At 68.5% G+C, this 21,964-nt stretch carries 19 protein-coding genes; 14 read left to right on the top strand and 5 right to left on the bottom strand.

The genetic code is table 11. The annotated features are described in order from the left end of the window. Positions 1-34 precede the first annotated feature (34 nt). Genes TFU_RS12430 through TFU_RS12415 form a run of 4 tightly spaced genes read right to left on the bottom strand, consistent with a single transcriptional unit; the run spans position 35 to position 3,892 of the window. Entirely contained in the window at positions 35-1,018 is a 984-nt protein-coding gene (locus tag TFU_RS12430) for an AAA family ATPase (RefSeq protein WP_011292923.1), read from the bottom strand. After that, complete coding sequence (locus TFU_RS12425) at positions 1,015-2,163, bottom strand: DUF4350 domain-containing protein (RefSeq protein WP_011292922.1); 1,149 nt, start codon at positions 2,161-2,163, stop codon at positions 1,015-1,017. The genes TFU_RS12430 and TFU_RS12425 overlap by 4 nt, the downstream gene beginning before the upstream one ends. Beyond that, positions 2,160-2,771, bottom strand: a complete 612-nt coding sequence (locus tag TFU_RS12420) for a DUF4129 domain-containing protein (RefSeq protein WP_011292921.1) — start codon at positions 2,769-2,771, stop codon at positions 2,160-2,162. Before TFU_RS12420 ends, TFU_RS12425 begins: the two co-directional genes overlap by 4 nt. Beyond that, positions 2,771-3,892, bottom strand: a complete 1,122-nt coding sequence (locus TFU_RS12415) for a hypothetical protein (protein ID WP_152436266.1) — start codon at positions 3,890-3,892, stop codon at positions 2,771-2,773. The genes TFU_RS12420 and TFU_RS12415 overlap by 1 nt, the downstream gene beginning before the upstream one ends. 612 nt (positions 3,893-4,504) lie before the next feature. Here TFU_RS12415 and mtrA point away from each other — a divergent pair. The 11 genes from mtrA (at position 4,505) to TFU_RS12360 (ending at position 18,436) form a co-directional block, all read left to right on the top strand. Continuing rightward, positions 4,505-5,182: an MtrAB system response regulator MtrA gene (gene mtrA / locus TFU_RS12410; protein WP_011292919.1), complete on the top strand. Its 678-nt coding sequence runs from the start codon at positions 4,505-4,507 to the stop codon at positions 5,180-5,182. A 21-nt stretch (positions 5,183-5,203) separates the two neighbouring features. After that, positions 5,204-6,943 (top strand): MtrAB system histidine kinase MtrB, encoded by a 1,740-nt coding sequence (mtrB, locus tag TFU_RS12405; RefSeq protein WP_011292918.1) that lies wholly within the window; start codon positions 5,204-5,206, stop codon positions 6,941-6,943. Continuing rightward, a complete protein-coding gene (locus TFU_RS12400; RefSeq protein ID WP_011292917.1) occupies positions 6,940-8,820 on the top strand; it encodes an LpqB family beta-propeller domain-containing protein in 1,881 nt (626 codons plus the stop codon). The genes mtrB and TFU_RS12400 overlap by 4 nt, the downstream gene beginning before the upstream one ends. Before the next feature lie 69 nt (positions 8,821-8,889). Continuing rightward, entirely contained in the window at positions 8,890-9,708 is an 819-nt protein-coding gene (locus TFU_RS12395; protein WP_041428146.1) for a ComF family protein, read from the top strand. 637 nt (positions 9,709-10,345) lie between these two features. Further along, a complete protein-coding gene (hpf, locus tag TFU_RS12390; RefSeq protein WP_011292915.1) occupies positions 10,346-11,026 on the top strand; it encodes a ribosome hibernation-promoting factor, HPF/YfiA family in 681 nt (226 codons plus the stop codon). Positions 11,027-11,241: 215 nt separating this feature from the next. Then, positions 11,242-11,970, top strand: coding sequence for a response regulator (locus tag TFU_RS12385; protein ID WP_011292914.1), 729 nt, complete (start codon positions 11,242-11,244; stop codon positions 11,968-11,970). A 136-nt stretch (positions 11,971-12,106) separates the two neighbouring features. Continuing rightward, the gene (secA, locus tag TFU_RS12380; RefSeq protein ID WP_011292913.1) at positions 12,107-15,013 is read left to right on the top strand and encodes a preprotein translocase subunit SecA; all 2,907 of its coding nucleotides are present in this window, start codon (positions 12,107-12,109) and stop codon (positions 15,011-15,013) included. Positions 15,014-15,282: 269 nt separating this feature from the next. Beyond that, positions 15,283-15,732, top strand: coding sequence for a PTS sugar transporter subunit IIA (locus TFU_RS12375; RefSeq protein ID WP_011292912.1), 450 nt, complete (start codon positions 15,283-15,285; stop codon positions 15,730-15,732). Further along, a complete protein-coding gene (locus TFU_RS12370) occupies positions 15,723-16,436 on the top strand; it encodes an HAD family hydrolase (RefSeq protein ID WP_011292911.1) in 714 nt (237 codons plus the stop codon). The genes TFU_RS12375 and TFU_RS12370 overlap by 10 nt, the downstream gene beginning before the upstream one ends. Then, entirely contained in the window at positions 16,433-16,696 is a 264-nt protein-coding gene (locus TFU_RS12365; RefSeq protein ID WP_011292910.1) for an HPr family phosphocarrier protein, read from the top strand. Before TFU_RS12370 ends, TFU_RS12365 begins: the two co-directional genes overlap by 4 nt. A gap of 81 nt (positions 16,697-16,777) precedes the next feature. Beyond that, positions 16,778-18,436: a glycoside hydrolase family 3 protein gene (locus TFU_RS12360; protein WP_011292909.1), complete on the top strand. Its 1,659-nt coding sequence runs from the start codon at positions 16,778-16,780 to the stop codon at positions 18,434-18,436. 63 nt (positions 18,437-18,499) lie between these two features. Here the strand turns inward: TFU_RS12360 and TFU_RS12355 are convergent, their stop codons facing one another. After that, the gene (locus TFU_RS12355) at positions 18,500-19,696 is read right to left on the bottom strand and encodes an acyl-CoA dehydrogenase family protein (protein WP_011292908.1); all 1,197 of its coding nucleotides are present in this window, start codon (positions 19,694-19,696) and stop codon (positions 18,500-18,502) included. Between the two features lie 122 nt (positions 19,697-19,818). On the opposite strand from TFU_RS12355, the gene TFU_RS12350 reads away from it, so the two are divergent. The 3 genes from TFU_RS12350 to TFU_RS12340 all read left to right on the top strand — a co-directional run bounded on the left by TFU_RS12350 (position 19,819) and on the right by TFU_RS12340 (position 21,879). Next, a complete protein-coding gene (locus TFU_RS12350) occupies positions 19,819-20,475 on the top strand; it encodes an HAD family hydrolase (protein WP_011292907.1) in 657 nt (218 codons plus the stop codon). A gap of 79 nt (positions 20,476-20,554) precedes the next feature. After that, positions 20,555-21,007 carry a DUF6912 family protein gene (locus tag TFU_RS12345; protein WP_011292906.1) on the top strand — a complete coding sequence of 151 codons (453 nt, stop codon included), beginning with the start codon at positions 20,555-20,557 and terminating at the stop codon, positions 21,005-21,007. Positions 21,008-21,141: 134 nt separating this feature from the next. Further along, complete coding sequence (locus TFU_RS12340) at positions 21,142-21,879, top strand: HAD family hydrolase (RefSeq protein WP_011292905.1); 738 nt, start codon at positions 21,142-21,144, stop codon at positions 21,877-21,879. Positions 21,880-21,964: the final 85 nt, after the last annotated feature.

Genomic DNA, 21,964 nt, shown 5'->3' with positions numbered 1-21,964 from the left:
ACACCCTTCCTGGTTGTGCCCGACCGATGAGCTGTCAGCGGGGGACCGGCACCGACGCCAGCACGCCGTCGAGCACCCCGTCGGTGCTCGCCCCCTCCAACTCCGCTTCGGCGCGGAGCACGACCCGGTGGCGCAGGGTCGCTTTCGCTAGGGCTTTCACATCGTCGGGGGTCACATAGTCGCGGCCGGACAGCCACGCCCACGCCCGGCTCGTGCGCAGCAGCGCGGTCGCCCCGCGCGGGGAGGCGCCGAGCAGCAGCGAGGGGGACGTCCGGGTAGCGCGGCACAGGTCCACGATGTAGCCGAGCACTTGGGGGGAGACGTGGACCTGCTGCACTGCTGCGCGGGCAGCAGCGAGCTCGGCGGCCCCCGCCACCGGACGCACCCCGGCCGCGGCCAGGTCGCTGGGGTCGAAACCGGCGGCGTGCCGGGAGAGCATCTCGACTTCCTGGTCCCGCTCCGGCAGCGGCACGATCAGCTTCAACAGGAAGCGGTCGAGCTGGGCTTCCGGCAGCGGATAGGTGCCCTCGTATTCCACCGGGTTCTGTGTGGCGGCCACCACGAACGGGTCGGGCAGCTCCATCGTCCGCCCGTCCATGCTGACCTGGCGTTCTTCCATCGCTTCCAGGAGCGCCGCCTGGGTTTTAGGCGGGGTGCGGTTGATTTCGTCGGCCAGCAGCAGGTTGGTGAAGACCGGGCCTTCGCGGAATTCGAACTTCGCGGTCCGCGCGTCGTAGACCATGGACCCGGTCACATCGCCCGGCATCAGGTCGGGGGTGAACTGGACCCGCCGGGACTCCAGCGACAGCGCGGCAGCGACCGCCCGGACCAGCAGCGTTTTGGCTACGCCCGGCACGCCCTCCAAGAGGATGTGACCGCGACACAGGAGCGCGATGACCAGTCCGGTCACAATCTCTTCCTGGCCTACGACGGCTTTGGCGACCTCGGACCGCAACGCGATCAGGGCCTGCCGTGCCGTATCGGCGGACGCCTGGGAACCCGGGTGGACGTCGCTCACGACTGCCTTACCTCTCTTTCAAGTCGGTCGAGTTCGTCGGCGAGCCGGACCAGATCCGCGTCAGAGCGGAGGAAGGGGTCGGCTCCGTCCGGTTCGCCGTACAGCAGAGCGTGCACCTGCTGAGGGGAGGAGGCGCAGCGTGCGGAGACAGCCGCCGCTACCGTGTCGGGGGCGGCATCAGGGCCGAGTCCCAGCACTGGGCGGAGCCGGTCGACCACGCCGGATCGTAGCGCGGCCGCGGCTCGGTCCCGGGCACGCCGGGACGTGTACAAGCGGGCCCGTCCTTCCGTGGTTTCTGAGGCGCGCACCACGACGGGCAGCCGTTCCGCGACCAGCGGCCCCAGCCGTCGGCCGCGCCAGAACGCCAGCAGCGCGAACGCGGCCACCAGCACAGGCAGGGACAGCACGAATCCGGGGTGGATCAGCTCGTGCAGTTCCGTGGGCTGCGCCGCAGCGGGCGCGGGGATGAGCCACACCACGTCGCGCCCGGCCAGCAGGTTGAGGAGCAGCGCCGCGTTGCCTTCCAAAGCGAGGGAGTCGTTGCGCAGCGGCTGCTGGGAGCCCAGCACGGTGATCGTGCGCCCCGCCTCTTCCACCTGCACGAGGGAATGGCCTTCCTCCCCCGGATAGCAGGCGAGGGACCCGCCGGTGTAGAGCGTCTCACCGAGTTCGGCGCTTCCCGCCATGACGGCGGCCTGCAGCGAGCAGTCCGGTTCGAGCGGTTCTGCGGGCAGGGAGGAGGCGGCCACTTCCACCCCGGGTGCGGCTGCTTCGAGCAGGTCCGGGGTCGGCTGCACCAGAAGCTGGTCGCCGGGCAGGTCTGTGAGGCGTGCGACATCGTCGGGCCGCAGTTCGTGGCTGCGCACCACGAGGAGGACCGTGTCCGGTCCCGCTGCGGCGGCCGCTGCGTCGACGCTGCGGGCCACGGTGACGTCAGCGCCCCGCTTCCGCAGGATCTGCGCGAGCGCCCGGGATCCTTGCCCGGTGACCGCCTCCGGGTCGAGGTGCCCCACGGGCCGGGTGGGGGAGCTCACCGCCACGAGCGCCGCGATCCCGACGGCGGCGAGGACGAAGGCAAGCGGTCCACGCGTCCGCCGCCACAGGTCGCGCAGGCTCGGGGAGAACGCAGTGGAGGGAGCGGTCATGACACGGACTCCGACGGTAGTGCAGGCAGGGCGCGGCGCAGGGTGTCATCCAACGCGCACACCAGGCGGTACCCTTCGGCGGTGGCTTCGCGGTCGCCGTACCAGACGTCGTTGAACAAAGCCGCGACCCGGTGCAGTTCGGTGCGCTGGTCCGGGAAGACCGCGGAGGTCTCCACCGCCCATTCGGTGGCGGTACGCCCCAGCCGCGGGGTGAGTACGGCGTGGTCTTCCAGGTCGCGGACCACCGCGCGGAGCCGTTCCCGGATCGCTTCGGCGTAGGCGCCGCGGGCCGCATGCTCGTCGGCGAGGGCCCGCTGCTCGTCTGTGCTCAGCGTGCCCGCGGAGTCGAGGACCGCGGCGCGGCGCGCAGCGCGGCCGGGGCGGAGGTACCACAGGAGCGCAGCGACGAGCAGGGCGAGGACGACGAGCAGCGCTCCCAGGGTCCACCAGCCTCCGGGCAGCGCTGTCTGGGCTGCCCCGAGCAGCTCGCCCAGCAACCGGTCCACCCAGCGGAAAAAGAGGTCCAGCAGGGACGGCCGGGCTTCGTCGTAGACGGGGTCGGACAGCTCCTCCCAGGCGAGGCGCGCCCCTTCCTCGCGGCTCACCATCACGACCTGCCCGCCGGCTGTGCCGGAACTGTGGCTGCCAGCAGCTCAGGACCGGGGGTGGCGCCGGCCCGCACTGCTTCCCGCACCCGCAAGTCCAACCCTTCACGGCGCATCCGCACGTCCAGGTAGAGCAGGGCAGTCACCCCCGCGGTAAACGGTTCGCTGACGCACCCGGTCACGAGGAGGCCGAGGAAGGACAGCAGGGCGGCGAGCACGGACGTCAGCGCCGACTCGCCGAGGGGGACTTCGACGAGTACCGCGGCCAACGAGAACGGGGTGGACAGCACGTTGGAGAGCACGCTGGAAAGCAGGAGAGCGAGGAAGAGCACTGCGGCGATCCACCAGAAGTTGCCTGTGCTCAACTGCCAGGAGCGGGCCAGCGCGCGCCCCGGCCCCACCCGTTCCACGACCGCGGCGGGCACCGCCAGCGATGTCTTCACCATGAGCCAGCCGAACAGCGCGATGAACCCGGCGAAGAACAGGAGGAAGAGCAGCAAGCCCAGCGGAGGCAGGAGCACGAGCAGCACGCTGGTGATCAGCAGCCCGAGCACCAGCACGATTGCCGCCGCTGTCACGAGTCCCAGGTAGAAGCCGACCAGTGCCCACAGGCTGCCCCAACTGCCGCGCAGCGCCGCGGCGGTTTCCCGCAGGGAGAGCCGGCGGCCGAGCACGGCTGCGGCGACCACGGTGCTGAGCAGGCCGGAGAGCAGCACACTCCCGAGGAACTGCAGCAGCGCGCCGAGGTAGACACTCACTAGTGCGGTCCCGGACAGTTCCAGGTCCTCCGGGTTGACGATTTCCGAGCTGAAGAAGTCGGCGTACGCGCCGGTGACGTCAGCGAGCCCCAGGGCAGGCAGCAGGCTGGTGAGCGCCACCACGAGGAAGCTCAGCCCGAGCACGGTCCGCGGATTGTCGCGCAGGTAGCTGAATCCGCCGTTGAGCAGCTCCCCGAGCGAGTGCGGGCGCAGCCCCACAGCGGGGGAAGGGGCAGCCGGGGCGGTGGTCGGAACGGAGAGGGGAGGGGCAGCCGGACCGGACGGGGGTGTCCACCCGTGCTGGGCAGCCGGGCCGGACGGAGGCGCGTGCTGCGGCGGAGGAGGCGCCCCCGGGGCAGCAGGCACGGTTGAGGATCCCGGAGCCGCCCACGGACCGGGCGAAGAGGTTTCCGGAGCAGGCGGGACAACGTGATGCCCCCCATCGGGACCGTGTTCTGGGGTAATGTCCTGACCGGGGGGCTGGCCGGGAGAAGACCCCCCGCCCAGGGCACGCCACTGCTGACCCTCCTCGGACATGAAACCTCCTGTAGCAACCGTGCAGGCGGGTGTGCCTCCGTGATACGGCACTCCCACGCTATGCGAGTCTCAACCTACTGCCGGAAATTCCGCGGCGAGGACCCCGACCGCGTATCGTCCGACCTGCAAACATCCGCTGGTTTTGTATGCTTTTGTTATCTGACGTCCTGACTTCCGCAAAGAATGCAGCGGCCCGCGCTGGACGGAACGGCAGACAGGCGGCAGTGTGGGCACAGTGGCCCGGAGCTCATCGCCTGCTGATGCGGGATGCTGACGGGACGTCCCACCGCAAACAACAGCCCAAGGACGGCCGGTCAAGCTGACGGGGCCCGGCTGGAAGAGTTTCGAAGTTCTGCCCCTTGCGAGTGTCCGGAAAGGAGAAGGCGGACCGGAGTCGTCCCTCAAAGTAAGTAAGGGATGTCGACCGACGCCGGAGAATTGATGAAGGGACGCGTGCTGGTCGTCGACGACGACCTCGCTCTGGCCGAAATGCTGGGCATCGTGCTCAGAGGCGAAGGCTTCGAGCCGTCGTTCGTGCACGACGGGGACAAAGCCCTGGAGGCCTTCCGCGAGACCAAACCCGACCTGGTGCTGCTGGACCTCATGCTTCCCGGTGCGGACGGCATCGATGTGTGCCGCCAGATCCGCGCCGAGTCCGGAGTGCCCATCGTGATGCTCACCGCGAAGAGCGACACGGTGGACGTGGTGCTCGGCTTGGAGTCCGGTGCCGACGACTACATCGTCAAACCGTTCAAACCCAAGGAACTGGTGGCCCGGATCCGGGCTCGGCTGCGCCGTACCGAGGAGCCCGCACCCGAGATCCTGCAGATCGGTGACATCACCATCGATGTCGCCGGACACTCGGTCCGCCGCGGCGACCAGGTCATCAACCTCACCCCCCTGGAGTTCGACCTGCTCGTGGCGCTCGCCCGCAAGCCGCGCCAGGTCTTCACCCGCGAAGTCCTCCTGGAGCAAGTGTGGGGATACCGGCACGCCGCGGACACCCGCCTGGTCAACGTGCACGTCCAACGGCTCCGCGCCAAGATCGAGAAGGACCCCGAGCACCCGGAGATCGTGGTCACGGTGCGGGGGGTCGGATACAAGGCCGGTTCTCCCTGACGGCTTTTGAGGACGGAAGCGGTGACGGACAGCGTCCAAGCCCCGAGTCCGAACGCGGCCGCCCCTGCCCTGGAAGGGGAGGCCGCGTTCACACGGTGGCAGCGGATGGGCAACGCACTGCGCGCCGGATATGTGGTGACCCAGCGGCTGGCCCGCGGTCTCGTCACCGCCGTGCACTCGCGGTGGCGGCGCTCCCTGCAGCTCCGGGTGGTCACCACCACCTTGATGGCCTCGGTCCTGGTCACCGCGATTCTGGGGTTCTTCATGGTGCAGCAGGTCCGCTCGGACCTGCTCAAGGCCAAGGAGCAGGCCGCGTTCAGCGACCACCACATGGGGCTGACCGCTGCCCTGGGCATCCTCCAGGACAGCGGACAGCAGGACCCGGAACGCCAGCTCGACGAGATCGTCGAAGAGCTCAGTGCACGCAGCGGTGCCACCGGGTTGTACGACGTGGTGATCCTGCCCTCGGTGGGCGGCATGACGGGCCGGGCGAGCGGCGGCGTCGGCGAAGCGAGCATTCCCGCACAGCTCCGCGAGGAAGTGCAGAACAGTAACGGCGACACCCAGCACGGCCGCTACACCGAGATCATCCGCGGCCCCAACCGGGAACCCGGGTTGGCCGTGGGCGCCCAGTTGTCCAGCGCCTACGAGCTGTACTACCTGTTCCCGCTCGACCACGAGCAGCAGATGCTCGACCTGGTGCAGCGGACCTTGGCGCTCGTCGCTTCCGTCATGGTCCTGCTGTTGGCCGCCATCGCCTACGTGGTGACCCGCCAAGTGGTCACGCCGGTCCGGCAGGCCGCCAGCTCCGCCGAGAAGCTGTCCTCCGGTGACCTGTCTGAGCGGATGGAAGTCCGCGGGGAGGACGACTTGGCGCGCCTGGCGGTGTCGTTCAACGACATGGCGGGCAGCCTCCAGGAGAAGATCCAGGAGCTGGAGGAGCTGTCCAAGGTCCAGCGCCAGTTCGTCTCGGACGTCTCCCACGAGCTCCGCACCCCGCTGACCACGATCCGCATGGCGGGGGACCTGCTGTTTGAAGAGCGCGACAGCTTCGACCCGACGGTGCGGCGCTCCGTGGAGCTCCTGCAAAGCCAGTTGGAGCGCTTCGAAGAACTGCTCAACGACCTGCTGGAGATCAGCCGGCACGACGCCGGCGCCGCCACGCTGGCTTTGGAACGCGCCGACATCCGCGACTCCGTGCTCCAAGCGGTCCGGGAAGCCGAACAGATCGCGGAGAAGCGCGGGATCAAGGTGATCCTGCGCCTGCCTACCGAGCCGTGCACCGCCGAGTTCGACTCCCGCCGGATCAACCGCATCCTGCGCAACCTCATCGTCAACGCCATCGAGCACAGCGAAGGCAAGGACGTCATCGTGACCGCGGCCGCAGACCGGGACGCCGTGGCGGTAGCGGTCCGCGACTTCGGGGTCGGCCTCAAGGAAGGCGAAGAGCACTTGTGCTTCGACCGGTTCTGGCGCGCCGATCCCGCTCGGGCCCGCACTACGGGGGGAACCGGGCTCGGCCTGGCGATCGCCAAGGAGGACGCGCAACTGCACGGCGGCTGGCTCCAAGCATGGGGACGGCCGGGGAAGGGCGCCCAGTTCCGGCTGTCGCTTCCCCGGGTGGCCGGCACTGAGCTGCGCGGCTCCCCGTTGCCGCTGGTCCCGCCGGAGATGGCGTTAGGGGGAAACCTTTCGGTGTTGAGCGGCCAGCAGGTCGACTTGGAGACCGGGCGAGGAACAAGCGCGGGGGAGGAAGCGTGATCGGACAGGCGAACCGGATTGCTGCCGCGGTCTCGACCGCCTGTCTCGCTGTCCTGCTTGCCGGGTGTGCCACTGTCCCCACCGGGGGGCCGACTTTCGAAGGCCGCGGGGGCGGCGCCCAGGGGCAGGTGGACACCTTCACTCGCCTGCTTCCCGCCGGACCGCAGCCCGGCTGGGGAGAGAACGCGCTGGTCCGCGGCTTCCTCAAGGACTTGGGCAGTTTCGAGGAGAACCACGAGGCGGCCCGGCTGTACATGACCGAGGAGTGCGCCGACGTCTGGCAGCCCAGCGACCGGGTGCTCGTCTACGAGGAGATGGATGCGGTCCGCTTCGACGTGGAGACGGTCGAGGAGGAGCGCGCGGCACGGGTGCGGGTCCGCACCCCGCTGTACGCCACGATCCGCCCGGACGGCCAGTACGTGCCCGCCTCACCGGGAGAAGCGATCGACGTCGTCTTCGACCTGACCAAGGTCGACGGCGAGTGGCGGATCGCGAACCTGCCCGACACCATCCTGCTGAGCCGCCAGGACGTGGACCGGGTGTACCGCCCGCTCAACCTGTACTACTTCAACCGGGACATGAGCACCCTGGTACCGGACCCGGTGTTCCTGCCGGTGAGCTCCGCGGTGAACATCACGGAGCAGCTCTCCCAGCGGCTGGTCACGATGCTGCTGGACGGGCCCACGGACTGGCTGGCGCCCGCGGTGCGCACCTCGTTCCCCGCGGGGACCACCGCCACCGTGGAGTACTCCTCGGGCAATGTCACCGTGAACCTCGACCACCGGGCCGCGGCCGCCGACCCCCGCCGGCTCTTCGGCATGGGCGCCCAACTGGTGTGGACCCTCAAACAGCTCCCCGAGATCCAGGAGTTCACGCTGCGGCTCGACGGCGAAGAGGTGGAGCTCCCCGGAGTGGAGGACGGGGTGCTGCAGGCCAGCAGCCAAGAGTGGAACTCGGTGAACCCGGCGGGAATGACCGGTTCGCCGCGCGCCTACTTCCTGCGGGACGGCCAACTGTGGTCGCTCGACGTCGACCAGCGGGAGGCTCTCGTGCCCGGGGCGGCCGGGCACGGACGCATCCTGGTGGAGGAGCACGCGGTCTCGCTGGACGAGACCCGGGTGGCGGGCATCATGCCGGACGACGACTCGGTCCGGGTCGCTCCGATCGCCGAGGACGGCGAGTATACGACCGTGCTCCAGGGAGGCGACTACACCTCGCTGTCGTGGGACGGCTACGGCAACCTGTGGGTGGTGGAGGACCTTTCCGCGGAAGTCGCCGAGGCGGAGCGGGAAGAGGATCTCGCGGACGACACCGAGCCGGGCGACACCGCGGTGGGGAGCACGGAGCGCCGGGAAACGGACCGCGGAGAGAAGCGCCAGGTGACCCGGCTGTGGCTGCTCGCCGAGGATGCGGACCCGGTCGAGGTGCACGCGCCGGAGCTCGCCGGGGTTCCCGTCACTGAGCTGCGGGTCTCCCGGGACGGCACCCGGGTGGCGGTTCTGACCGGAGGCGCCGACGGCGGCCAGGTCCTGGTGGGCCGCGTGGTCCACGGCGAATCGACGGTGAGCCTGCAAGCCTTCCTGCCCCTGGCCCGGGACTTGGTGACCGTCACCGACCTGTCGTGGCGCGGTGCCGACCAGCTGGCGGTCCTGGGGCAGAAGGAGCGCGGCGCGATCCAGGCCTACCTGGTGTCGCTCAACGGCAGCGGGGAGTCCACCAGCGCGGGCGCGGTGACCGGATCGGACATGAAGACCATTACCGCGGCCCCGGGAATGCCCCTGCTGTCAGGGACTGAAGAGGACACGATCTCCTCGTCCAGCGACCGCCTCATGTGGCGGCGGGCAGTGGAGGGCACCAAACCCGTCTACCCAGGCTAAGCGGCGGCCTTATCCACAGCCTGGCGGTGCGGGGTGCTGCATCCCACCGCGGAGGCGCACCGTGGAGGCATGGTCCTGTGCTCTGTGCTGACGGAATGGGTGTCGGCGCTCGCCGACCTGGTGCTGGAGCAGCACTGCGCCGGATGCGGCGGGCTGGACGGGCCGCTGTGCGCGGCGTGCCGGGAAGTGGTCGACCGGGGCCCGTGGCGCTGCCCGGCCCGGTTCGGCTGCCCACCGGTCTGGGCGGCGGGGGCGTATACGGGGCGCGGTCGCGCGGTCCTGCTGGCGTTCAAGAACGGCGGGTACCGGGCATTGGCGGAACCTTTGTCCCGGGGCCTGGCTGCCGCGGTGCGGGCGGCAGCGCCGACCGCCGAGCGGATCAGTCTGGTTCCCGTGCCGGGGCGGCGCTCCGCGGTGCGGAAGCGCGGCTACGACCCGGTGCGGACGGTGGGCGCGGCCGCAGCAGTGCGGTTGCGCGCCCAGGGGGTGGCGGCGCGGGTGGTCTGCCCGCTGCGGTACAGCCGCCCGACCCGGGACCAGGTGGGGCTGGGCGCGGCCGCACGGTGGGCGAACCTGTCCGGGGCTATGCGGGCCCGGTGGCCCGGCAAGAGTCCCGCGGTGGGGGACGCGGTCGTGGTGGTCGACGACGTGCTCACCACGGGGGCCACGCTGGCGGAGGCGGCTCGCGCGCTCACTGCGGCGGGGATCCGGGTTGCGGGCGCGGCCGTAGTGGCGGAACGCCTCTGCCACGTCGTGACGGACCCGTCGCAAACAGCGACAGCTGGTCCGGCCCGTTCGCCTCCCGGTGGTGCACCGCACGCGATGTGTCGGGAGATTCAGAAAAGTCGTTGGAAGACGGTACCTGACAACCGGGCGATCTCGGGTTAGCGTTCCATTATGGCACCCGTCCGGGTCCGTGGTTGCGTCGACCGTGGCGTGCCCTCAATGGGGACGCCGGGTCGGCAAGCCGATGCCAGCCGCAGGCGAAACGGCCCACGTAAGGCGACTTTTCGTCGACTGATCACGGTGCGGCTTAGAGGTAAGTCCTGCCTCTTGGGAGGGCCCGATGCCCTCCGGACAAGGGAGAAGGGTAGTAGTGGCGCACAAGCGCCGCGAGCCCCTCAGCAGGCGGATGTGGGGACGAAGACCAGGTCGGCCGGGCGGGTGACACTTTCTGTCCACACGGGGCGCGCCGTCACGGGCGCCCCCTTGTGTTTGTGGGGGCGGTAAGGCCGCTGCAGCGCCTGCCGCGCCCGTCCATCCGTCCACGTGCGGTTCCCGGATCACCTAACGCGGTCCCCGGCCTGCGGCCTGCCCCGCGCTTCTGCAGTTTCTCTTTGCGCGTACAGGACCAACGACCGGTGATGATCGTGGGGTCTGCTGGGTATACGCCCAAGTAGAAAGGCCTGTGGCTGCTGAGGCTGGAGAGGAGGAAGACACCGGTCAACCCCACGCGAACAGCGAACGGGGCGCACACCGCATAGCTGGTCGCCCCTGGAGGCGACCACGCGACGAAGGGGGTCTTGTGGACATCATCGTCAAAGGTCGACGCACCGGAGTCAGCGACAAGTTCCGGCGGCACGTCGAGCACAAGCTGGCCAAGCTCCGCAAGTGGGAACGCAAGGACATGATGAGCGTCGACGTGGAGGTGTCCAAGGAGCGCAACCCGAGGCTCGCCAACCACCGCGAGAGGGTGGAGCTGACCATCCGCTCCTCCGGCCCGGTGGTCCGAGGCGAGGCCGCCGCAGATGACCGCTACACCGCTTTGGACCTCGCCCTGGACCGGGTCGAGGCCCGGCTGCGGAAGCTCGCTGACCGCCGCAAGGTGCACAAGGGAAGCCGAGGGCTCGTCTCCGTGGCCGCCGCGACCGCGCAGCTTCCTGTCGACGGCCTTCCGGCCGACTCAGCCATCCCGCCGCAGGTGGTCGAGGACCGCGAGGAGAACCAGGCAGAGGAGTTCGACGGCAGCGCTGTCGACAGCGCTTTCGCCGACGAATTCGTGGAGTTGGACACCGAGGGCGGCGGTTCCCTGGTGGTCCGGGAGAAGTTCCACTACGCCAAACCCATGACCATCGACCAAGCCCTTCTGGAGATGGAGCTGGTGGGCCACGACTTCTACCTGTTCCGCGACAAGGAGCAGGGGCTGCCCAGCGTGGTCTACCGGCGCAAGGGGTTCAACTATGGCGTGCTGCGCCTCATGGAATAAAGTTTCCTACATCTGAATAGCGTCCGGTGTGTCGTGCCGAAGCCCCGGTTTCGGCACGACACACCGTGGGGTACGGCGCTCCAACGGGATCCCGAGAGTCCCTGGGCCCGTGACCGAGCACAGCCACGTCTGTCGTGGGTCGACGGTGCAGCGCTCGTTCGCAGAGCGCCCCACACCCGTGTGACGCCACCGCGCGGGAGGAAGGAACACAGACAGTGAGCGGGGCTCCCCCCACCCGAGTGGAATCCATCAAGGTACTCGTCGTTGATGACCACGAGTTCTTCCGGAGAGGACTGGTCTCCGTCCTGGCTGAGGAGCCTGACATCGAGGTGGTGGGAGAGGCCGGGGACGGGGAGGAAGCGGTTGCCCGGGCCAAGGAACTCCGCCCCGATGTCGTCCTGCTGGATGTGCGGATGCCGAAACGCAGCGGGATCGCTGCGTGCGCGGGGATCAAGGAAGCTGTCCCCGACGCCAAGATCGTGATGCTCACGATGAGCGACGAAGAGGAGGACCTCTTCGAGGCGATCAAGGCCGGTGCGACCGGCTACCTCCTCAAAGAGATCTCGGTGGTGGAGCTTCCCGAGGCGGTGCGTGCGGTCTGCAAAGGTCAGTCTTTCATCAACCCCTCGATGGCCACTAAGCTCATCAACGAATTCGCGGCGCTGGCCCGGAAAGGAAAAGACCGACGGAGCCAGCCCACGAAACCCCCCCGGCTGACCGAGAGGGAAACCGAGGTGCTGCGACTGGTCGCGCGCGGGCTGAACAACCGTGACATCGCCGACCGGCTCTACATTTCGGACAACACGGTCAAAAACCACGTCCGCAACATCCTGGAGAAGCTCCAGTTGCATTCGAGGACCGAGGCCGCTGTCTACGCGATCCGGGAAAAATTCCTGGACGCTGACGACACCGACGACGGACCCATCGGCCAGCGTGGCAGATAGTCACGCTCCGTGCCCTCCGCTTCGCGGTACGCAGATGTTCCTGGGGAGGGCATAGGCTCTCCTACGATGGGAGCTACGGGGAATGGATGCATCCCGTCTCCGGATGCGGGCCACGATCGCGAGGAGCGCATTAGAAGTGCCAGGCATACTCGACAGGGTCCTGCGCATAGGCGAAGGCAAAATCCTGCGCAAGCTGAATAAGCTCAAGGACCAGATCAACTCCATCGAGGATGATTTCGTCGACCTCAGCGACGCTGAATTGCGCGCGCTCACCGACGAATACAAGCAGCGGCTTAAGGACGGTGAGGAGCTAGACGACCTGCTGCCCGAGGCTTTCGCCACCGTGCGCGAGGCGGCGAAGCGGACCTTGGGGCAGCGGCACTTCGACGTGCAGCTCATGGGCGGCGCCGCGCTGCATTTCGGCAATATCGCTGAGATGAAAACCGGTGAGGGTAAGACGCTTACCGCGACACTCCCCGTTTACCTCAACGCGCTCACCGGTAAGGGCGTCCACGTGGTCACCGTCAACGACTACCTGGCCCGCCGCGACGCCGAGACCATGGGCCGCATCTACCGGTTCCTGGGCATGGAGGTTGGTGTCATCTCCCCGGAGATGTCCCCGGCAGCGCGCCGCAAGGCCTACCAGGCGGACATCACCTACGGCACCAACAACGAGTTCGGCTTCGACTACCTGCGCGACAACATGGCGCGGTCGCTCGACAACTGCGTGCAGCGCGGCCACCACTACGCCATCGTCGACGAGGTCGACTCCATTCTGATTGATGAGGCTCGCACCCCGCTGATCATCAGTGGTCCCGCAGAGCAGAACTCGCGCTGGTACGTCGAGTTCGCCAAGATCGCCCCGCGGCTGCGCCGCGACGTCGACTACGAGGTCGACGAGAAGAAGCGCACCGTCGGCATCACCGAGGCCGGGGTGGCCAAGGTCGAGGACTGGCTGGGGATCGACAACCTCTACGAGTCGGTCAACACTCCGCTGATCAGCTTCCTCCACAACGCCATCAAGGCCAAGGAGCTCTACCGCAGGGACCGGGACTACATCGTCAAGGACGGCGAGGTGCTCATCGTCGATGAGTTCACCGGCCGTATCCTGCGGGGCCGCCGCTACAACGAGGGCATGCACCAGGCCATTGAGGCCAAAGAGAAAGTCAAGATCAAGGAAGAGAACCAGACTCTCGCCAAGATCACCCTGCAGAACTACTTCCGGCTCTACGAGAAGCTGGCCGGCATGACCGGTACGGCGGTCACGGAGGCGGCAGAGTTCCAGCAGACCTACAACCTGGGTGTCGTGCCCATCCCCACCAACAAGCCCATGATCCGCGAGGATCTGCGGGACTTGGTCTACAAGACCGAGGAGGCCAAGTTCCAGGCGATTGTCGAAGACATCGCCGAGTGCCACGAGCGGGGCCAGCCGGTGCTGGTGGGTACGACTAGCGTGGAGAAGTCCGAGCTGCTGAGCAAGATGCTCAAGCGGCGCGGGATCCCGCACGAGGTCCTCAACGCCAAGAACCACGCCCGGGAGGCGGCCATCGTGGCCCGGGCCGGCAAGCTCGGCGCGGTTACCGTGGCCACCAACATGGCCGGTCGCGGTACCGACATCATGCTCGGCGGCAACCCGGATTTCATTGCAGCCGAAGAGCTGCAGGAACGTGGCCTCTCCCCCCTCGAGACCCCCGAAGAGTACGAGAAGGCCTGGCCGGAGGCGCTGGAGCGGGCCAAGAAGGAAGTCGAAGCCGAGCACCAGAAGGTGGTTGAGCTCGGCGGCCTGTACGTGCTGGGCACCGAACGCCACGAGTCCCGGCGGATCGACAACCAGTTGCGCGGTCGTGCCGGACGCCAGGGCGACCCCGGCAAGTCCCGCTTCTACCTGTCGCTCGGCGACGACCTGATGCGGCTGTTCAACGGCGAGCGGGTTCAGATGATCATGAACCGGCTGAACCTGCCTGACGACCAGCCGATCGAGCACAAGATGGTCACCAAGGCCATCCAGAGTGCGCAGGGCCAGCTCGAGCAGCAGAACTTCGAGATCCGCAAGAACGTCCTCAAGTACGACGAGGTCCTCAACCGGCAGCGCCAGGTGATCTACGCCGAGCGCCGCAAGGTGCTGGAAGGTGCTGACCTCCGCGAGCAGGTCCGGAGCATGATCGACGACGTGCTCGACTCCTACGTCCGCTCGGCGACCGCCGAAGGCGACCCGGAGGACTGGGACCTCGAACACCTGTGGACGGCCTTCAGCCAGATCTTCCCGGTGAGCTTCACCGCCGACCAGCTCATCGAGGAGAACGGCGGGGACATCAGCGTGCTGACCCCGGACATCATCAGCCAGCGGGTCCGGGAGGACGCCCACGAGGTCTACGACCGCCGCGAGGCCGAGATCGGCGAGGAGACCATGCGCGAGGTGGAGCGCCAGGTCATCCTCCAGGTCATGGACCGCAAGTGGCGGGAGCACCTCTACGAGATGGACTACCTCCAAGAGGGCATCGGCCTGCGTGCCATGGCGCAGCGCAACCCGCTGATCGAATACCAGCGGGAAGGCTACGACATGTTCCAGGAGATGCTCGAAGGCATCAAGGAGGAGTCGATCCGCTTCCTGTTCAACGTCGAGGTCCGGGTGAACCAGCCGCAGGAGTCCCAGATCACTGCGGCTTCCGCGGCGGCCACGGCCTCCGCGATTCCCCTGGTGGCGCCTGAGGCCGAGAAGACGGAGGACAAGGCGGAGGACGCCCAGGAAGCGGAGGAGTCCGCTGCGTCCGCCGAGGCTGCGGAGTCCGCGAAGGACACCGCGCAGGACAAGGACGCCGAGTCCGTAGCGAAGAAGGCGCAGGCCGTGGTCCCCGCGCTGGGCAAGGAGGAGAAGCAGCCCGAGAAGCTGCAGTACTCCGGTCCCAGTGAGGGCGGCGGTGTCGAGAAACGCACCGAGGACACCGGTCCGGACTATGCGAACACCCCGCGCAACGCGCCCTGCCCCTGCGGCTCCGGCAAGAAGTACAAGAAGTGCCATGGCGCGCCTAAGTCGCGTGTGTGACGGCTGACAGTGCAGCGGTCCCAGGGACGTCCCTGGGACCGCTGCCGGTTATGTGCGGATAGTCTGGCCCGACCCGGAGTTCGCATACCGGACTCCGGGTCGGGCCAGACCGTCGGAAGCTGGCACAGGACGGCCATTCGTTTTTCTGCCAACTGTCTAGGCATCGCGATCACTCCGTCCTAAGCTCAGCCTGTGACCCACGGCACCTCGCGAGTCCGGGTGGCTTGCCGCCGTCCGACAACGCCCTGGTCGGTGAAGGAGGTAGGAGCGTGCTTGCGGTACTCGCCCCCGTGACGGGTGTGGCTGTGGGACTCAGCAGAGTTCCTGACCCGATGTTCGCCCAAGGGTTGGTGGGCCCGGGGACCGCGATCGACCCCCGCAAGGAGGTGCAAGAGGCGGTTGCTCCGATCACCGGCCGGATCGTCAGTTTCCACCCGCACGCGTTCGTAGTGCAGAGTGCGGACGGCAAGGGGGTCCTGGTACACCTGGGCATGAACACGGTCCGGCTCCCCCTGATCCGAGGGTTTGAGCTCCTTGCCGCCCAGGGCGACGAGGTCACCGCGGGACAGCCGCTGATCAGGTGGAATCCGGCCGAGGTCGTAGCGAGTGGAATCTCCCCGATCGTGCCAATCGTGGCTTTGGACGCGGACGGCGACGTCATTTCGCGTCCGGTGAGCGGAGAGGTCAAACGAGGAGAATTGCTATTCCGATGGGCTTGAGGACAACCGAGAGCGAGTGGGCGACGCCGCGCGCGGCCCTGTTCGACCTCGACGGAACTCTCATCAACAGCGAACCGCGGAGTGTGGCGGTGTGGGCCAGGGTGCTCCAGGACCGCGGGGTCGAACCGGACGAGGCGCTGCTGTGCAAGTTCATGGGGCGGCGCGGCGAAGACGTGATCAACGAGCTCGCCCACCTGTTCCCGGGCGAGTCCGTGGAGGACATCTTCGCTGACCGCTGGCGCTACGGCCAGGATCCGGACCTGCCCCCGGTGGAGCAGCTGCCCGAGTCCGTGGCGTTTCTGAAGTACCTACACGCCCAGGGAGTGCCGTTTGCGTTGGTGACCTCGGCCGGGCGGCAGTGGGCAGAAAGCACCCTGGAATGGCTGGGGGTCCGCGACATGTTCCGCGGGATCATCTCTGCGGACGATGTCACGGTCGGCAAACCGCACCCTGAGGGGTATCTCAGCGGAGCCGAGCTTGTCGGCTACGGCCCCGAGCACATCGTGGTGTTCGAGGACACCCCGGCGGGGATCATGGCGGGGCGCAACGCGGGGATGCGGGTCGTCGGAGTCACGACGACGCATCCGCCGCAGGCGCTGGCCCACGCCCATCTCGTCGTGGAGCATCTGGGACAGGTGGGCTGGCCGCAGTTGGTTTTGCGGGATCCGGAGCCGCCCCAGACTGCTCTGGCAGGTCAAGGGTGAGCCGCGCGGAACGCCGGGTCACCGTGGCTTCCCCCGTGGGACTGCATGCCCGGCCCGCGGCGCGGTTCGTTACGGCGGCCTCCGAGTTCGACGGGGAGGTGCGCATTGCCCGTCCCAGCGGGGCGAGCGTGCCGGCGACGAGCATGCTGGCGGTGCTGGCGCTGGGGGTGCGCTGCGGGGAGGAGATCGTGATCACCGCGGAGGGCGAGGGGGCCGAAGAGCTGCTGGACCGTCTCGCCGAGATCGCCGCTACGCCGTGACGGGTCTGTCCCGGCGCTGCCGACCGCGACCGCGGCCCGGAGAACGACGCGTCGTCATCCTTAGTCTGTGAAAGCGTGCCCATGTTTCGACGTCTGCCTGTGCTGGCCGGTGCAACCGTTCTGCTGTTCACAACCGCCTGCGGCGGGGGGAGCGCACCCCGCCCGGGGGAGCGCACCACCCAGATATCCGACCCCGCTGACGTGGACGCTCAGGCGGCAGCGCTGCTCGCGGAGATGAGCCTGGAAGAGAAAGTGGGACAGCTGCTGGTCCCCGTACTCTCCGGCACCACGGCCGAGGAGAACGCCGAGGTGATCGAGCGCTACCACCCAGGCGGGTTCATCTACTTCCCCGAGAACTTGGAGACTCCCGAGCAGGTGGCTGCCATGTCCAACGGGCTGCAAGAGCGTGCCACCGGCACGGGGGCGGGGATTCCGCTGTTCCTCGGGGTGGACGAGGAGCAGGGACTGGTGTCGCGGCTCCCGTTCGGTGCCCGTTTCCCCGACGCGATGGCGTTGGGCGCGGCCCGCGACCCGGAACTGGCCCGGGAGCTGGCAGCGGCGACCGCGGAGCAGTTGGCCGCGGTGGGGATCAATCTCGACTACGCGCCGGTAGCGGACGTCAACGTCAACGCGGACAACCCGGTGATCGGGATCCGCTCGTTCAGTTCGGACCCGGAGCTTGTCGGGGAGCTGGCCGCCGCCGAGGTGGCGGCTTTCCAAGACGGCGGGGTGGTGGCGGTCGCTAAGCACTTCCCCGGCCACGGCGACACCGATGTGGACAGCCACACAGGGCTGCCCGTGATCGACAAGAGCCGCGACGAGTGGGAACGGGTCGACCTGCCGCCGTTCCAGCGGCTCGTCGACGCCGGAGTCGACATGGTGATGACCGCGCACGTGCTCATGCCGCAGCTGGGTGACGCCGAGGAGCCCGCCACGCTTTCTCCGCACCTCATCACCGGGGTGCTGCGTGAGGAGCTCGGCTATGACGGCGTGGTCACCACGGACGCGCTCAACATGGAGGGGGTCCGCCAGACACACGACGACGGCGAGGTGGCGGTGCGCGCGGTCCTCGCCGGGGCCGACCAGTTGCTGATGCCGCCCGATGTGGACCTCGCCTACTCTGCGGTGCTGTCCGCCGTGGAAGAGGGGCGGATCAGCGAGGAGCGTCTGGACGAGTCGGTGCTGCGGATCCTGCGGTTGAAACTGCGCCGCGGCCTGTTCGACGCGGCGCCGGCTGACGCGGAGCAGGCAGCACAGGTCGCTACGCAGCCGGAGCACCACGAGGCAGCCCAGCGGGTCGCGGACGCTTCAGTGACCCTGCTTCGCAACACCAACGGCGTGCTGCCGTTGGCGCGCACCGCAACGGTGCACGTCCTCGGGGTGGGGGCCGAGGAGATCGGTGCGGCCCTGGCCGACCTCGGGCTCACGGTGACGGATTCCCTGAGCGGTGCTGATGCGGTGGTGGTCGGCACGGACGGGGCACGCGGCGACGCCGAGCAGCAGCGCCTGGTGGCCCGCGCCCAGGCGTCGGGAGCCCCGGTGGTGGTCGTCGCCCAAGGCACCCCCTACGACCTCAGTGTGCTGCCGGACGTCGACGCGTTTCTCGCGGTCTACTCCACGATGGAGGTGTCCCGCGTTGCCGCGGCCCGGGTGGTTGCCGGGGAGGTGTCCCCTTCCGGCCGGCTGCCCGTGGACATCCCCGGCACCGAACTGGGCTTCGGGGACGGCTTGAGCTACTGAGCCTGCGCAGACACGCGGACGCCGAGGTCTCCCGCTGGGGCGGGGACCTCGGCGTGGTCGCGATCAGGAGTGCCGTTTGATCTCGCGGCGGGCCAGCGAGCGCAGGTGGACTTCGTCGGGGCCATCGAAGATGCGCATGGCGCGCGCTCCGGCGTACATTTCCGCGAGCGGCACCACGTCGCTGACCCCGGCGCCGCCGTGGACTTGGATGGCGCGGTCGATGACGGCCGCGGCCACGCGGGGCGCCACCACTTTGATCGCGGCGATTTCGTTGCGTGCGGCTTTCGCCCCGTACCGGTCGATCATCCACGCGGTCTTGAGGACGAGCAGGCGCGCCTGCTCGATCTCCAGCCGCGACTCGGCGATGTGTGCTTGGACGATGCCCTGCTCGGACAAGGGCTTGCCGAAGGCGACCCGGCTGGTGGCACGGCGCACCATCAGTTCGAGGGCGCGCTCTGCTTTGCCGAGGGCCCGCATGCAGTGGTGGACTCGGCCGGGGCCGAGGCGGGCCTGGGCGATCATGAAGCCGTCGCCTTCGTTCGCGATGAGGTTCTCGGCGGGGACCCGGACGTTGTCGAATTCGACTTCGCAGTGGCCTTCCTGGTCCTGGTAGCCGAAGACGGGCAGGGAGCGCAGCACTTTGACCCCGGAGGTGTCGCGGGGGACCAGGATCATGGACTGCTGCCGGTGTAGGTCCGCGTCGGGGTTGGTCTTCCCCATGACGATGAAGATCTCGCAGCGCGGGTCGGCCGCCCCGCTGATCCACCATTTCCGCCCGTTGATCACGTACTCGTCGCCGTCGCGCACGATCGAGGTGCGGATGTTGGTGGCGTCGGAGGAGGCGACGTCGGGCTCGGTCATCGCGAAGGCCGAGCGGATCCTGCCGTCCAGCAGCGGTTCCAGCCACCGCTTCTTCTGCTCGGGGGTGCCGAACATGTGCAGCACCTCCATGTTCCCGGTGTCCGGGGCGGAGCAGTTCATCGCCTGCGGGGCGAGGCTGGAGCGGCCGCTGAGCTCAGCGAGGGGAGCGTAGTCGAGGACGCTGAGCCCGCTGACGTCCGGGAGGAACAGGTTCCACAGGCCGCGGCGGCGGGCCTCGGCTTTGAGGTCTTCCATGATGGGCGGGAGTTCATGGTTGTCGGGGCCCGCCTGCTGGCGCCAGGCGTGGTAGACGGGCTCCGCCGGGTAGACGTGTTCGTCCATGAACTCCTGGAGGTTGGCCAGGTAGTCCTTGGCCTTGGGGCTGAGTTCGAAGTCCATGACACGAGTATCGCACTAGACCGACCGGTCGGTACCTTGGGGTGCGGTGGTGGGCCCCGAGGATTTAGCGAAGACGGCTCGGGGAACTAACATCGCCCGTAGTTCGGGGAGATGGAGGCGAAATGTCCCGCAACCGCAGGGGAATCATCATCGACTGGGGCGGAGTGCTGACCTCTCCGCTCCCGGAGACCATTGCGGCCTGGCTGGAGCAGGAGCGGATCGACCGCGCTGCCTACCGGGAGGTCATGCGCACCTGGGTGCACGCTGCCTACCACGAGGGGGCGCGCAGCCCAGTGCACGCCCTGGAACGCGGCGAAGTGGACCCTGCCGAGTTCGAACGGATGCTCGCCGCGCGGCTCCGGCTGGTCGACGGCGGCCCAGTCCCCGCGGAAGGGCTGATCGCGCGCATGTTCGCCGGATTCGAGCCGGTAGAGGAGATGTACGCGGCCCTGCGCGCGGCACGCAGCCAGGGCATACGCACCTGCCTGCTCTCCAACTCCTGGGGCAACGTCTACCCGCGGGAGCGGTTCGCCGAAACCTTCGACGGCGTGGTCATCTCCGGGGAAGTGGGCATGCGCAAACCCGAACCGGAGATCTTCCACTACGCCCTGGAGCTGGTGGGCCTGGAAGCCGAGGAGTGCGTCTTCGTCGATGACGTGGAGCGCAACGTCGCGGCCGCGGTCGACCTGGGGATGACCGGTATCGTGCACCGCGACCCCGCGGAGACGCGGGCACAGCTCGAGGAGGCCTGCGGGATCAGCCTCGCCTCCCTGCTGTGAGCGGCCCCTGCCGCACCGCAGCTCGTCCAGCCCGTGACAGGGAACAGCGGACCGCACACCACGTTGGGGACACAAGCACATGCGCATCTATCTGCCCGCTACGTTCACCACGCTCGCCTCGGCCTTGGCGGACGGAGGGTTCCGCGACGCGCCGTACACCGCGTACGCCGTCACCCCCGCCCTGCGCGCCGCCGTGGGCACTGACGACGAGGAAGAACTGGAATACGCCGCGATGAGCATGGCCGCGGACGCATCCCTGCGGATGCTCGCCGCAGACCCCGAGGCCCCGGCCCGCCGGGTCGTGATCGCGGCCGAGCTGCCCGAGCGCATCGTGCACCCTGTGGCGGAGGCGGAGACGCCCGGGCAGGTCCGCATCGACGGGGTGGTGCCGCTCAAACGCATCGCCTCCGCGCATATCGACGACGAGGCCGCGGCCCCGGACATCAAAGCCGGGCGGACCGAGGAGCACGAACTCCTCTGGTACGCCACCCAGGAGCTGCGCTATCTCCTGGAAGACCCCACGACCGCATAGCCCCGGCTCCCCGCGCGGCACCATCCTCCCAGGGCGCCAGCCGCCTGAGCGGGCCCGCTGCAGCGGGGAACGGGAAGAATGCCCCGGCGGGAAGTCGGGAGGGTGCGGCAGAATGGGGCCCGTATGGAACATCAGTGCCGTTTCCCTGCGTAAAGGAGCTTCCCATCAGCCGTCTGGTGTTGTGGAACATCGACCTCACCCTTGTCGACGTCGCCCAGGTGACGCGCGCGGCCTATGCCGAGGCGTTCGAGAAGGTGACCGGCGTACCGTTGGTGTACCTCGCGCCGACGGCGGGGCGGACCGATTCGGAGCTGTTCTTCGACTTCCTGGCGCGCAACGACGTCGACGACACGGATGAAACGCTGCTGCCGCGCTTCACCAAAGAACTGGGGGAGGCGTTCGCCCGGCACAGCGACCAGCTCGCCGTCCGAGGCCGGATGATGCCGGGGGCGCTGGACGCGCTCAACGCGGTCATGCGGCTGCCGGACACCGTGCAGACGGTGGTCACCGGCACGATCCGGAGCAACGCCAAGGCGAAGCTCGCCGCCTTCGGACTGGACAGCTGCCTCGATTTGAGCATCGGCGGCTACGGGTCGGAGAACTATCCCAAGGCCAGCCTGATCCAGTTCACCCGGATGCGGGCGGAAGAGGCCTACGGCCGAGCCTTCCCCGAGTCCCAGACCGTGTACATCACCGAGTCGGTGCGTGATGTGGAGGCGGCCCGGATCGGCCGGGTGCAGCCGATCGCCGTCGTCAGCGGGTCCTCCACCGAGTCCCAGCTGCGGGCGGCCGGTGCTGAGCACATCCTGGACGACCTCACCGATCCGGCCGCGCTGGTGGCCGCGATCCGCGCCGCGACGAGTGAGGACTGAGGACCCCGGGGACGAGGAGAACCCGCGGAATTCCCCCCGGAACGGGACGCCTCGGGGTACTGTCAGAGAGTGGATATCAGCCGTT

Source organism: Thermobifida fusca YX (genome assembly GCF_000012405.1).
Taxonomy (GTDB): Bacteria; Actinomycetota; Actinomycetes; order Streptosporangiales; family Streptosporangiaceae; genus Thermobifida; species Thermobifida fusca.
Note: the sequence above shows the minus strand (reverse complement) of the source record. Positions and strands in the feature narration are given on the sequence as shown.

Bases quoted from the DNA above. Each gene is read 5' to 3' on its own strand.
- TFU_RS12420 (WP_011292921.1), bottom strand. From the start codon at position 2,771: ATGGTGAGCCGCGAGGAAGGGGCGCGCCTCGCCTGGGAGGAGCTGTCC.
- TFU_RS12370 (WP_011292911.1), top strand. From the start codon at position 15,723: ATGGGCTTGAGGACAACCGAGAGCGAGTGGGCGACGCCGCGCGCGGCC.
- mtrA (WP_011292919.1), top strand. From the start codon at position 4,505: ATGAAGGGACGCGTGCTGGTCGTCGACGACGACCTCGCTCTGGCCGAA.
- TFU_RS12350 (WP_011292907.1), top strand. From the start codon at position 19,819: ATGTCCCGCAACCGCAGGGGAATCATCATCGACTGGGGCGGAGTGCTG.
- TFU_RS12355 (WP_011292908.1), bottom strand. From the start codon at position 19,696: ATGGACTTCGAACTCAGCCCCAAGGCCAAGGACTACCTGGCCAACCTC.
- TFU_RS12425 (WP_011292922.1), bottom strand. From the start codon at position 2,163: ATGACCGCTCCCTCCACTGCGTTCTCCCCGAGCCTGCGCGACCTGTGG.
- TFU_RS12345 (WP_011292906.1), top strand. From the start codon at position 20,555: ATGCGCATCTATCTGCCCGCTACGTTCACCACGCTCGCCTCGGCCTTG.
- TFU_RS12360 (WP_011292909.1), top strand. From the start codon at position 16,778: ATGTTTCGACGTCTGCCTGTGCTGGCCGGTGCAACCGTTCTGCTGTTC.
- TFU_RS12395 (WP_041428146.1), top strand. From the start codon at position 8,890: ATGGTCCTGTGCTCTGTGCTGACGGAATGGGTGTCGGCGCTCGCCGAC.